A 12,396-nucleotide genomic window follows, 5' to 3' on the forward strand; every position below is an offset into this window, starting at 1 on the left:
AAACGTTGTGTACCCTCGCACTCTGAATTCGGCAGAACCCGTTGTATCAAAAGTGCAGGTTACATTCTGTATCTCTCTATACTTGTACCCGGTTGTTCCGGTATCTAATAGACAGGCCTAATAGCCAAAAGGTTTCAGTAAATAAATATTACCATAGAGTCATTGGCTGTTACGCCAACGGCCCTATGGTAACAAGGATTAGCTATGCATGTAAAGCGCCTTTATCTGGAGGAGCCGCGTCCGCCGCGTGAACCGCCGCCGGAGCCTCCACTGCGCCCGCCGCGCGATGAATTCCCGCCGCCGCTGCGTCCGCCCGAGCTGAAGCCGCCTTTTCCGCCCTTGGAGCCGCCGCGTGAGCCGCCTTTGGGAGCGGAGGCGCCTTCGCCCCCGGCATCGTTGCTGCGCGCTACATGCGCCCGGAATTTCGGGCTCGACTTCGCGCCGCCGGGATTATACCCGGCACCCGAGCCGGCACCCTTCGAAGCGCCGTAGCTGAAGCCGCCGGCATCTGCGCCCCGGGATACGTTGGTGCTGTAGCCGCTGCTCGGCCCGCCCTGGGAGGCGTTGCCTCTAGAGGCCCCGCCCCGCGCAGCGCCGCCCTTGCCGCCGCGCCCGCCCGCGGCACCAGCACCCGCAGCATAGCCGCTGGCTGGTGCGTTATCGCCGCCGCTGGCGAAGGCGCCGTAGCCGCCGCCAGGTCTCGGCTTCTTCGCCGCGCCTTGCCCGGCGGAGTCGCCCTTCGGCGCCGCAGCTGCGCTGTACGCGCTGCGCTTGCCGCCTCCGGCCGCGTCCTTCCGGCTGCGGCCGCCGCCTTCCGCAGGCGCGCCCCAGCCGCCTGCGTCCTTGCCGCCGCGTCCGCGCCCGCCCGGACGCCCTGCGGCTTCGCCGCGCGGCGCACCGCCGCTGCGGCCCTGCCCGCGGCCGCCACGGCCGGCGCGCGCCGCTTCAGGCGCCGCGCTCTGCCGCCCGCGCGGCGAGCCGCCGCCTTGGACGGAGGTGAATTCGCCTACGCCGAATTCATCCTTCTCGTACCGGCGGCGGTCCAGCCGCTGGGAGATGCCGTGCTCGATCAGCTCGAGCCCGTCGCGCTCGCGCGGCGAAGCGAACGTGATCGCGAGGCCCTTGCCTCCGGCGCGGCCGGTGCGGCCAATCCGGTGAATATAGCTGTCCGCATCCAGCGGAAGATCATAGTTGAAGATATGGGTGATCCCTTCAACGTCCAGGCCGCGTGCCGCCACATCCGTAGCCACCAGCAATTGGAGCTTGGCGTCACGGAACCGCTTCATGACGGCTTCGCGCTTGCCCTGCGACAGATCGCCATGCAACTCGTCGCATTCATAACCGGCCGCCTGCAGCGCCTCGTTCAGCTTGATGGCCCGGCGCTTCGTCCGGCAGAAGATGATCGCCAGGTAAGGACGGTCGCGCTCGATCAGGGAGATCAGCGCCTCTTCCTTATTGCGGTCCGAGCATTCCACCACCTGCTGGCGGATATTGTCCAGAGGGATCGGCGAGCCGCTCTTGATAATGACATCCAGCGGCTCCTTCATATAGTTCGCTGCCAGCCGCTTGATCGGGTCCGGCATTGTCGCGGAGAACAGCATCGTCTGGCGGCGGTAAGGCACAGCCGTGATGATCGTCTCCACATCCTCCAGGAAGCCCATATGCAGCATCTGGTCCGCTTCATCCAGCACCAGCATCTTCACACCGCTGAGGTCCAGAGTCTCCCGGCGCAGGTGATCCAGCAGCCGTCCCGGCGTACCGATGATCAGATGTCTGCCGCCTTCCAGCTTACGCAGCTGCTTCTCCACATCCTGGCCGCCATAGACCGCCAGAATCTTCACACCCGTATGACGGGCCAGCTTGCGCGCCTCTTCGGTAATCTGCAGCGCCAGCTCACGCGTCGGCGCAAGAATCAGCGCCTGCGGATACGCGGCCTCAACCCGGATCTTGTCCATAATCGGCAGCAGAAAAGCCAGCGTCTTCCCCGTTCCCGTCTTCGCCCGCGCAATTACATCCAGCCCCTGCACCAGTGGCGGAATCGCCTCTTCCTGCACCGGCGTCGGCTTCACGATGCCCTGCCCCTTGAGCAGATCGATCAACACTTCTGATACTCCTAAATCTTTAAAACCCGGCAATTGCTCCACCTCACTAATTTCCCTAAATTTAAGTTCAGCATGTCAGTCCATAACTTATATTTATCCATGTAACGGAGTAATGTACGCAAGCGTTAGCAGAGGGGGATGTCACCCTCAGGCCCTTTTACAAGGACGGTACCGTTCACATTCTTATCGTTTCAAATAAAAGCGGAAGCACCCCGTCACCGGAGCCCTTCCGTCCCATGGGCCCGCAAGGCAGCGGTCAAACGTTCGGTTATACGGCGCAGCAGCGATCCACCGGACGTTCAGACGGCACTCCATTTGCGTTCCATTACACTTTAATTGTGGCAAGTTATCTTAATATTGTACTTGATTGTGCAGCCTTTGTGTGCATCCGGTGAAGAATAATTATTTATCCGGCTCTTCCGGCTAGAATCTGCCCGATTTGAAGATGGAGAACAGCAGCCACAGAATCATAAGCAGTGCAATGACTGAACCGATCTCCACAATCGGGAAGTCCCAGAGCAGCGACGGCTCCCCGCGCAGGGAGGAGGCAACGATCAGTCCAGCCATGATGATGCTGAAGGCCAGCAGCACGATGCTGAAGGAGAGGCGGTTACCGATCCGGCTGAACTTATGCTCCAGGTCCTGCAGCTCGGGTACTCCGATCTCTACCTTCAGCTTCCCCTTGCTGATCAGCGAGGAGAGCTGCCGGGCCTGGGCGGGCAGCTCGACCAGACTCTCGGCAAGATCAGCGACCCCACCCAGCAGCTTGCGCTGCAGGCGGCTTCCGCTGAAGCGCTGCTTGACCAGACGTCTGCCGAACGGCTCGGCCATCTGCATAATGCTGAAGGCCGGGTCCAGGCTGGCGACCATGCCCTCCAGGGTCAGCATCGTCTTGCCCAGCAGCGCCAGATCTGGCGGAATGACCAGCCGGTGCTTGCGGGCAATACTGAACAGATCATTCAGCGCCTTGCCGATGCTGACCTGCTTGAACGGGATATCATAATACTGCTCGCGCAGCCGGTCCATATCCTCGTGCAGCGCCATCCGGTCGGCCTCCTCCGGGATCACTCCCAGGCGCAGAATGGCCCGTACCATCGAGTCCGTATTCTTGCGCATGAGTGCAATCACCAACGCGGACAGGCCATCCTTCATATCCTCGCTAAGCCGCCCGACCATTCCGAAGTCAATTAGAGCCAGCTTCCCGTCCTTCAGCACCATGACATTGCCGGGATGCGGATCAGCGTGAAAGAAGCCATGAATGAAAATCTGATTCAACATCATCTCCACAAACTGCTGGGCGATCGTCTTAAGCTTCACACCCGAGCCCAGCAGCTCGTCCTTGCGGTTCAAGGTAATTCCTTCCATGTACTCCATGGTCAGAATCCTGGTGGAGCTGAAATCCCAATAGATGGCCGGTATATATACGTTATCTTGGGCAGACAGCTGCCCGGCTATACGCTCGGCATTGCGCCCTTCCTGGGCATAATCCAGCTCCGCCAGCAGAGCACGGGAGAATTCCTCGACCATCCGGGCTAATCCGTATTGCCTGGCCCAGTCCATCTTGCGCTCGGCGAGCAGGCTTAGATCCGATAGAATCTCAAGATCCCTGCCCATCGTCCGCATGACGCCTGGGCGTTGTATTTTGACCGCCACACTCTGCCCGCCATGCAGCACAGCGCGGTGCACCTGGCCGATGGAGGCGGCAGCGAGCGGATTGTTCTCGAAGTATTCGAAGACCGCATCAATAGGCTGGTCCAGCTCCTGCTCCAGAATATTGCGGGCCGTCTCGGCTGAGAACGGCGGCACATTGTCCTGCAGCTTGACCAGCTCCTGAATAATCGCATCAGGCAGCAGATCGGAGCGCGTACTGGCAAGCTGGCCCAATTTGACGAAGGTCGGCCCCAGCTCCTCCAGCACCCTGCGGACCCGTTCAGCGAGGGTCACACTTTCATGAACCTCCTGTGTGATGATCCGGCGGGGAAGCGACAGAAGATGGTAGAGGCCCAGTTCCTCCACCATATAGCCGAAGCCATGACGCATAAGCGCCATGGCGATTGCCCGGTAACGTCCGGCGTGCCTTATGCGGACAGCCATTTATTCCGTACGCTGTTCCGGCACGGTGGTCTCCTGGGGTGACTTGCCTTCCAGCTCGGCAACACGGCCCTCAAGCTGGGCAATACGCGACTCCAGCCTGGTGATATCCTCCTGCACAGGTACCTTAAGCTCCTTCAGCACCCGCTGAACCTGCTCCTGCACGGCAGACTTGAACACACCCCGTTCTTCATCTCCGCGCTCTACCAGCCGATCCACCAGAGCCTTGGATTCCGACGGGGCCAACTCACCCCGCTTCACCAGCTCGTCTACGACCTTTTCAACCTTTTCCTTGCTGACAATGGTGAGGCCTACGCCTAATGAGATAGCTTTCTTCAACAGATCACTCATGGTACTTCCCTCCCAAAGATTGCAGTTATGGATAAAGTATACCCCTTCGCCCGCCATTTCACAAAATAACCCCGCAAAGTGGGGCTTAGCTTCGATATTACTGATTATTTGCTAATTATCTGGGGATACGCGCCGCCCAGGTGGCTGCCCGCAGAATCAGCTGGCGGATCGCCGGATGCCGGAACGACGGCTCATGATGGCCGGGCATCAGATAGACCACCCGTCCCAGGCCATAGCTGTGGCACCAGGCTGCAGGCAGCATCTCCCCGTCCGCTTCATATTCGAGCAGAATCTGCTTCTCGGTGAACGGATCGAACTCGAACCGGTACGGCTCTTCATCGAGCTGGAAGTCTTCAATGCCTTCGGTAATATCATGCTCCTGCACCTTGAACTGAAGCGGAGTATAGGCCGGATGGCCGGTGAATCTGCCGCCAATCAGCTGGGCCAGTTCATAACGCTTCGCCAGGGATATTCCGGTGTGAAGGACAATCAGACCGCCGCCTCCGCTGACATAGCTCAGCAGACCTGCCGTCTGCTGTGGAGATACGGTTTCATTCCACAATTCATTGTATGCGATACACAGATCATATCCGGAGAGATGCTCGCTCAGCATCAGCTTCTTGTTCTCCGAGCATTGCACGGTCAGAAGCTCATTCAGAATTTCACTGACCTGTTTGTCCACACCTTGCAACGGGTGAAACCGGGGGTGTGTGTAATCGCCTAACAACAGGCATTTTCTCTTATCCATAGGTCTCCTCCTCCATATCTCTCTGTATTTGTAGTTGTAATTGAATGTCCGCTGCTAACGGTTAGCCGCAATATAGCGGCCCAGGGTAACGAACATGCTGCCCATCCGCTCGTGCTCCGGCATGACGATCCGCTTCACGCCTTCTTCCTTTAGAGCCTCCGAGGTCAGACGGCCGACAGATACCGCCAGCACCCTGTCTTCAAAAGCCTGCACCAGCGCGGCAAGCCGCCCCTGCTCCCGCGCATGCTGTGCCAGGAAGCGGAACTGCGGGGCACTTGTGAACGCCACCGCATCCACTTGCCCTTCCGTAATCTCTGCAAGCAGCAGATCCAGCGCTCCAGGCTCCGGCTGAGTATACCGGTAAGGCTGCACACAGCTTACCGCTGCGCCTGCCTGCTCCAGCCATCCGACCAGTTGCGGGGCAGTCTCCCCGTGCAGTTGAAGCATGACGCGCTTACCCTGCAGATCATAGTCCTGCAGGCCGCGGATCAGTCCGGCAGAGCTGCCGTCATCGTCACGCACGACCGGCTCAATTCCCCGTTTCTTCAGGGCATTCACTGTCTTATAGCCACGGGCAGCAACAGGTGAGGCAGAGAGAACCTCCAGGAAGCGGTCTGCAAGCGCAAGCTTCTCAGCCGTCTCGAACAATGCATCCAGCCCCATACCGGTAGTCAGAATAGCCAGATCCGGCGGCTGCTCCGTCCAGGCAATCAGCCCCTCACGCAGGGCGGCATCATCCAGAAAGGTTGTCCCTTGAGCGGGACGGTGCAGCGCGATTCCTCCCATATTCTCTACCAGCTTGGCCATGTCTTCCGCTTTACGCGGACCGGCCAGGGCTACGGTAATGCCCTTTAATTGCTCTGCCATGAACGATTCTCCCCTTCATCACCCCGTATTGTTGCTTATCAGTATACTTGCAAAGTGAGGTAAAAGAAAAGACCAGACCGCATATTCGGCCTCAGGAATTCTGCTGGCCCTCAGGGCGGATCTCCCCAGGCTTGACCGCTTCCGGTACGTCAGGAGCCTCGTTTCTCGGGTACAGCTTGAAGCGTCCGACCAGCTGCTGCAATTCATCGGCTTGGCGGCTAAGGTCGGCTGAGGAAGAGGCGATCTCTTCCACCGAGGCAAGCTGCTGCTGGGCTGCTGCCGAGATCGTCTCGGTACTGCCTGCCGCAGCCTCGGTAATGCCGCGGATCTCGCTAATGGCCTGGTCCAGACTGTCTGCTTCTGCAGTCAGGGTCTGAACACCTTCGTTCATCCCGCCTATGGTCTCTGCGGCCCCCTTAATTGCCCTGCGGATGCGCGAGAACGAACGTCCCGTTGTATCCACAGCCATAATGCCGTCCATTACCTTGCTCTTCGCATCCTCCATGGTTGACGTAGCCCGGAGCATCTCTGAATGGATAGAGGCTACCTGTTCGGAGATCAGGCTTGCCGACTTCCCGGATTCTTCAGCCAGCTTGCGGACCTCCGAGGCTACCACAGCGAATCCGCGCCCCTGTTCACCGGCTCTGGCCGCTTCTATGGATGCATTCAGCGCCAGCAGGTTCGTCTGCCGCGAGATTCCCGAGATCACACCGGTAATCCCCTGGATCTGCCCCACCCGCTCGCTCAGTTGATCAATGACGGTACCCATTTCCTCCACGGTTTCATGAATCCCGTTGATTTTGTCGACTACGCTGATGACCGAATCATTGCCCTCCGAAGCCGACAGCGAGGTCTTGTCCATCATTACCGACACCTGCTTCATGAACTCCGAGATATGGGCTACCTCGGTTGTGGTGGCAGCTGTGCTTGCCATCCCTTTATGTACACTATTGACCTGCTGCTGCGTGCCGGCCGCCACCTCCTGGATAGCCACTGTAACATGCTCTATAGCTTTGGTCGTCTGCTCTGCCCCGGCGCTCAGCTGCTCAGCGGAGAAAGAGACATTATCCGTCATGGTCTGTACCCCGATAATCATCTGCCGCAGATTATCCACCATCTGGCGGAAATTCACAGCCAGCAGACCGATCTCATCCCCCCGGAAGTCCCCGATATCCTGCGACAGGTCGCCGCCGGCAATCCGCTCAGTTGCCTTGCGCAGGCGGATCAGCGGCTTCAGAATCGACGCGATGTTGAAATAGATCAGCACCAGCGCCAGCAGCACGGATATAGAGAGGACCAGCCAGACCGTCTCACGGATGTCGCTGGTTGCCTGTGTAATCTCATTCAGGCTGATGGTGCCCCCGATTCTCCAGCCCGTCAGCTCATTCACCATGAAGGTCATCTTCTTAGGTGCATCCTTATATACATAATCGAAGCTTCCGCTCTCGCTCCCGAACATCTGCTTCACGAACTCAAGCGAAGATTCCGCGCCAATCGCTTCTGTGGGATGAAGCAGGAATTTCTTGCTGTTGTCTACAATCAGAATGTAGCCCTCCTGGCCGACCTTGATTTTCGTCATATCGGCAAGGGAGGACAGATTCAGATCAAGGCTGACTACGCCGTCTCCGCCCGCGAGCACCGCCGATACCGCAATGGCGCTCTCCCCCTTCACCGTCTGAAATACCGGGGAGATCACTGTGCCGCTGCCCTGCTTAAGCGCATTGATATATGTATTTTCCTTGCGGGGATCATAGCCCTCCGGCAACTCCAGCTCAGCCGCACGGATGCTCTTTCCCTTGCTGGTTCCGGCATAAATATCAAGCACATCGGGATGAAGCGCCGCATACTCCCTCAATCTGCTCCCCAGCTCAGGGGCCGTCAGACCAGCCGCCTCGTTATTAATGGAATCTGCCGGAAGCTGTCCGGCAAAATAGAGGATATCATCTATTTTCGACTGTATATTGGAACTTATGATCTGGTTCACTGCAATTACACTTTCCTGGGCATTATTAGTAAGCTGCTCCTCCATGGTGCTGCTGGCAGATTGATAGGTTAGCCAGCCTATAATGATGCTCGGTACCAGCAAGACAAGCAGATAGGTAGTAATCAGCTTCGTACGGATGTTCAGACGCACCTTTTTATTCATATGATGGACTCACTCTCTCTTTCTCGCTTTCTCTCTTTTTTCATGGGTCTTAAGGTGGATCATGGCAGCAGACTTTATATATAATTAAATATCAGTCCCCAAAACCCTCTTTTTTCCGGTAATTAATGATAATTTCCCTATATTTATTGATAATTTTTATAGGAGTACAGCAAAAAGACCGTTCCAATGAAAACGGTCTTTTGTTATATTCTGTTACTATGCCGACTGTCGCAGCTCATACAAACGTCCTAGTTCTGGCGTGAATTCCTGCTCTGGCAGGCCGGGCAGATCCCCCCGAATACCACATGCGTATGAGTGATCGAATAGCCCGTATCCGCCGCTACCGAATCGCTCCACTCCTGCGGGACCTGGCTCATTACTTCATCCACCGCACCGCAGATTTCACAGACAATATGCTGGTGGTCGTCCAGACGCGCATCATACCGGCTGGCCGCCTCGCCCAGCTTCAGTTCGCGGATCATCTGCTTATCTGTAAGATAGCGCAGGGAATTGTAGACCGTTCCATAGGCCAGGTTATGCCCCTGCTCGACCAGCCGGTTCATGACTTCGGCAGCGGTAGGGTGATCATGGGAATTGCGGACGATATCGTACACGGCTTGACGCTGAGAGGTAAGGTTCAGGGTTCTCATCTTCATCATCCTCTAATTTGTTTTTAGATCAAGTATAAGTCCTGATGCTGAAAGCGTCAATGCAGCACAGCCCTATTTGATCATTCCCGAGTATTTAACGTCCACTTTGGCATTCACCTGAAAATCAAGCCGTGGGTACAGACTCTTCCATACCGTCATTTCCGTCCCGTTATTCCAGTGCCTCGCCCCGTAATGCAGTCCCCAGCCCATCGGGTCCATGCCGCTCTCCCGGATTTTGACCAGCAGTGCCTTGACGGCACCGCTTAATTCCGCTGCACCGGCCACTCCAATCTTTTTCAGCATCTGGTGGGTAATCATCTCCTCCGTACTGTTCTCCTCCAGGATCGCACGGATTCTAATGGTATAGCGGATGTAAGGATCACCTTCCCGGGGAACAACAATCTTGTAGCCGGAGGAGGAGCTCTCGGTATAGTACTGGTACATTCCGCTGCCTATATGGGCGGGGAAGTTCGTCCGCAGATTGGAACGGGACAGCAGATTGAACAGGCGGGTTTCATCGGGTGAGAGGACCTATGCCATTCTCATATATACTTCTCATAAGCTGATAGGAGTACACGCTTGAGATAAAAGGTGACTCTGTTCCTTGCCCGCTCATCGCCAGGATCAGCGAATTCGATGGAATGCGCTCAGAGGGCGGCTTCACCCTCAGCACCTCCAGTGCCCCCGGCCTTCCTATAGCGAAGTTAAGAATAAGCTGGATATCTCTGCGCCGCACCGCCCAGTCTGTGACATGCCGGATATCATCGGCCGCAATCCCCTCGCCTAGAATGACAGATTTGCAGTGGACATAATCCAGCTCCTTCTCCACCTTGGACTTCATTCTCCGTAGCGCCTCGGAGATGCACTCTGATTCCTCCGTGAGAATCTGCATCTTCTCGTCAATCTTCGTAACATCGCCCTGGGGAATGGCCAGCTTGAGGCTTACCTTGAATGTCCCTTCTTGCTGGCCGGGATCGATCCCGATGGCGACCACGAAGATTCGCCGGTCGATATCTTTGAAGTTACAGCCTGTAATCGTCACACACAGCAGCAGCATAATAATACCGCCCCATCGCCCCCTCATGCTCTACGCCTCCTTATCATCCAGTAGCACCAGAATAACAGCAGAATCAGCAGCAGCTCCCCATACCAGCGTAGATGCAGGAGGAACACCTCCAGCAATGTTAAGGTTATATTGATCCAGTCGCATAAGAAGAATTGTGCCGGCTGCAAAAAGGGCAAGGATTATGATCTCCTGCCACAGCTTTTTCTTCGGCGCTCTGGCCGTGGACGGAAGCAGACTAAGCAACAGCTCCTTGCCGACATGCCACTGGATAATGGCGCTGACCAGCGATAGGGTGATATAGGCGAAATAGAAGATGTACAGCATGCGTTCAATCAGAAATGCCTCAATGCGGATGCTGTCCGCCGTTGTGAACCAGGTATAGACATGCCGCTCGATCCCGACCGTTCCGTGATACCCGATAGGTACATAAAAAGTCAAGGCCAGCACCAGCAGCCCCTCCAGACTCAAGCTCCAAAGATGCTTCAGCTTCAAGCCATGAAACACCCGGTTGAAAATCGCTAAATTGATGTACCCGCTGAATGTAAAGGTTGCCGCTGCGAGGCTGTTCATATCCGGCGCATGCAGGGAATGTCATAATCTGCAGTACGGCATCCCAGCTGAAGTCCGGGTTAACCACCGCCTTGACTGTCGCATACAGGATCAAAGGCAGGGTAATCCCGAGTGTCACCTCCAGCCCGTAGAGCAGCGACAGTGAATCCATCCTCGAACAGAGGCAGACAACTGCCAGGAAGCCGAGCAACACCGCGTAAGGCCAGGTATCCGGGCTGATGAACCGCAGGGTAATATCCACAAAGGACAGCATAATCAGTGCCCCGGCCGTATACCAGAGAAGAGCATAGATGAAGATCAGCGGGGAGGCCAGCAGCTTGGGCAAGGCCGCTCCGAAGATTTCCGGCAATCCCTGCCCGGGAAATTTATTGATGACTTTGGTGAACAAGTAGATGAACAGAGTACCTGTTACCACCGCAATCACAATGGAGGACTGCGCACCCTCAAACCGGGCATCGATCAGCTCCCGCGGGGTGAAGTTAATGATATTGATCAGAGAATTCATGAGAAACAGACAATAGAAATAACGGCTTTTTGCCATCATCGCCCACGCTTTTCTTCCTTAGGGTAGTCCCCAGGGTGTCCAGGAAGAACATCTTGAAATACGGCTGGCCGAAGCTGCGCTGACTACACAAATACATCGTGAAGCCGACCAGGCAGACGACCACCCCGACAAGCCCCAGCATGGCCGCTGCAATCACGAAGAAATACTTCAGCACACGGATGGAGAAGCTATCAGGTTCAGCGGAATCAGGAAATTGGAGATTGCCACAACCGAGACCAGAATAATCATAATGTTACCAATCAGCCCCGCCGCCGTCGCCGCCCGTCCCAGAATCAGGCCGCCAACCGTCGTGGCTGTCGGGCCTCGGTCAGAAACTCCATCATCAGCAGCATCAGCATCACCTCAACAAATGAAGGATACGGCACAGTCGCCCGGCTTCCCCCGATCAGCAGTGCAATCTGCACACGCACTATCTCCGGATTATAAGAGGTAAAGGCGATATACAGGGCCGGCAGCCACAGCGTCATGGCCACACCCATAATCCGCAGGAGCTTCAGGAAGCGCCCTACAAAAGGGAGGTGGATTTTGTCATCCATCGCGGTGAAGAAATCATTGAAGATAGATGGCAGCACAATGGCATAGCCGGTGGTGTCGAGCAGCAGTGCCACTTTTCCTTCCGCCAGATTGAATACCACCCGGTCCTCATCGTAGAGGATAGCCACCTTGGTCCTGGAGACACTGCCAATGACGGTGAATTCCGTCTTCAGTGCCGAGGATTGGTAGCGCCGCCGGACCATATTCAGATTCACCGCCAGGTTCTCTCCCAGCGCATCGGAAGGTCCCTGGCTGATGCTCTCTGTGATCGTCTCCTTAATACTGCCGGTCTCGGCTTTCAGGACATCGAAGAAGCAGAGCTTATCCTCCCTCCCGATGCAGGCATATCCGCTGAGCAGAAGCTCAAGGGCACGCTGCCCGTCTGTTGTCTCCTCACTTCCCGGATAATTGGCAATGTAGCTGTAGTAGGTGGCCGGATGATTCATTTCGTAAAAAGCGGCTATGATATTCCGGCTGACCGCCTGTGCGTCTGTGACACTTTTGATATACAGCAGACTGACCCCTCCCGCCGGAACAGCCATGTGCTTGTCCTCCAGGTCGCCGAATCCGCTTAGCTCATTCCTGATCCATTCCAGAGAAGCCTTCTGCTTATGCTGTTGTCCGGGCATAGATCATCCTTCCTGAGCGTGTCTCTCTGCGAACTTCTCCTTATGTTGGCACTTTCTGGCGGTTTTCATGCACCTGC

At 56.4% G+C, this 12,396-nt stretch carries 12 protein-coding genes and 1 pseudogene; all 13 read right to left on the minus strand.

Going from position 1 to position 12,396, the window contains the following annotated elements:
- Positions 1–221: 221 nt before the first annotated feature.
- Entirely contained in the window at positions 222–2,135 is a 1,914-nt protein-coding gene (locus MKZ07_RS21035) for a DEAD/DEAH box helicase (RefSeq protein WP_445670295.1), read from the minus strand.
- 390 nt (positions 2,136–2,525) lie between these two features.
- On the minus strand, positions 2,526–4,196 hold the full coding sequence (locus tag MKZ07_RS21040; protein WP_036692201.1) for an ABC1 kinase family protein: 1,671 nt from the start codon (positions 4,194–4,196) through the stop codon (positions 2,526–2,528).
- A complete protein-coding gene (locus MKZ07_RS21045) occupies positions 4,197–4,544 on the minus strand; it encodes a phasin family protein (protein ID WP_036692199.1) in 348 nt (115 codons plus the stop codon).
- 115 nt (positions 4,545–4,659) lie between these two features.
- Positions 4,660–5,292 (minus strand): ThuA domain-containing protein, encoded by a 633-nt coding sequence (locus tag MKZ07_RS21050; RefSeq protein WP_036692195.1) that lies wholly within the window; start codon positions 5,290–5,292, stop codon positions 4,660–4,662.
- A 54-nt stretch (positions 5,293–5,346) separates the two neighbouring features.
- Positions 5,347–6,159 carry a uroporphyrinogen-III synthase gene (locus MKZ07_RS21055; protein ID WP_036692192.1) on the minus strand — a complete coding sequence of 271 codons (813 nt, stop codon included), beginning with the start codon at positions 6,157–6,159 and terminating at the stop codon, positions 5,347–5,349.
- Between the two features lie 91 nt (positions 6,160–6,250).
- Entirely contained in the window at positions 6,251–8,305 is a 2,055-nt protein-coding gene (locus MKZ07_RS21060; RefSeq protein WP_051493269.1) for a methyl-accepting chemotaxis protein, read from the minus strand.
- 248 nt (positions 8,306–8,553) lie between these two features.
- On the minus strand, positions 8,554–8,955 hold the full coding sequence (locus MKZ07_RS21065; RefSeq protein ID WP_036692190.1) for a Fur family transcriptional regulator: 402 nt from the start codon (positions 8,953–8,955) through the stop codon (positions 8,554–8,556).
- Between the two features lie 72 nt (positions 8,956–9,027).
- Positions 9,028–9,462, minus strand: a complete 435-nt coding sequence (locus MKZ07_RS21070; protein ID WP_084648834.1) for a Ger(x)C family spore germination C-terminal domain-containing protein — start codon at positions 9,460–9,462, stop codon at positions 9,028–9,030.
- Between the two features lie 7 nt (positions 9,463–9,469).
- The gene (locus tag MKZ07_RS21075; RefSeq protein WP_051493267.1) at positions 9,470–10,039 is read right to left on the minus strand and encodes a Ger(x)C family spore germination protein; all 570 of its coding nucleotides are present in this window, start codon (positions 10,037–10,039) and stop codon (positions 9,470–9,472) included.
- A gap of 3 nt (positions 10,040–10,042) precedes the next feature.
- Positions 10,043–10,468, minus strand: coding sequence for a hypothetical protein (locus MKZ07_RS21080; protein WP_341027406.1), 426 nt, complete (start codon positions 10,466–10,468; stop codon positions 10,043–10,045).
- A complete protein-coding gene (locus tag MKZ07_RS21085; protein WP_341027408.1) occupies positions 10,365–11,135 on the minus strand; it encodes a GerAB/ArcD/ProY family transporter in 771 nt (256 codons plus the stop codon). Before MKZ07_RS21085 ends, MKZ07_RS21080 begins: the two co-directional genes overlap by 104 nt.
- Entirely contained in the window at positions 11,071–11,310 is a 240-nt protein-coding gene (locus MKZ07_RS21090) for a spore germination protein (protein ID WP_341027410.1), read from the minus strand. Before MKZ07_RS21090 ends, MKZ07_RS21085 begins: the two co-directional genes overlap by 65 nt.
- Positions 11,304–12,319 (minus strand): annotated as a pseudogene (locus MKZ07_RS21095) (spore germination protein). The gene MKZ07_RS21090 and the pseudogene MKZ07_RS21095 overlap by 7 nt, the downstream one beginning before the upstream one ends.
- Between the last annotated feature and the right edge of the window lie 77 nt (positions 12,320–12,396).

It is taken from the genome of Paenibacillus sp. FSL P4-0338, from assembly GCF_038002365.1.
Classification (GTDB): domain Bacteria; phylum Bacillota; class Bacilli; order Paenibacillales; family Paenibacillaceae; genus Paenibacillus_AQ.

Bases quoted from the DNA above. Each gene is read 5' to 3' on its own strand.
- MKZ07_RS21075 (WP_051493267.1), bottom strand. From the start codon at position 10,039: ATGAGGGGGCGATGGGGCGGTATTATTATGCTGCTGCTGTGTGTGACG.
- MKZ07_RS21065 (WP_036692190.1), bottom strand. From the start codon at position 8,955: ATGAGAACCCTGAACCTTACCTCTCAGCGTCAAGCCGTGTACGATATC.
- MKZ07_RS21050 (WP_036692195.1), bottom strand. From the start codon at position 5,292: ATGGATAAGAGAAAATGCCTGTTGTTAGGCGATTACACACACCCCCGG.
- MKZ07_RS21085 (WP_341027408.1), bottom strand. From the start codon at position 11,135: ATGATGGCAAAAAGCCGTTATTTCTATTGTCTGTTTCTCATGAATTCT.
- MKZ07_RS21055 (WP_036692192.1), bottom strand. From the start codon at position 6,159: ATGGCAGAGCAATTAAAGGGCATTACCGTAGCCCTGGCCGGTCCGCGT.
- MKZ07_RS21040 (WP_036692201.1), bottom strand. From the start codon at position 4,196: ATGGCTGTCCGCATAAGGCACGCCGGACGTTACCGGGCAATCGCCATG.
- MKZ07_RS21045 (WP_036692199.1), bottom strand. From the start codon at position 4,544: ATGAGTGATCTGTTGAAGAAAGCTATCTCATTAGGCGTAGGCCTCACC.
- MKZ07_RS21060 (WP_051493269.1), bottom strand. From the start codon at position 8,305: ATGAATAAAAAGGTGCGTCTGAACATCCGTACGAAGCTGATTACTACC.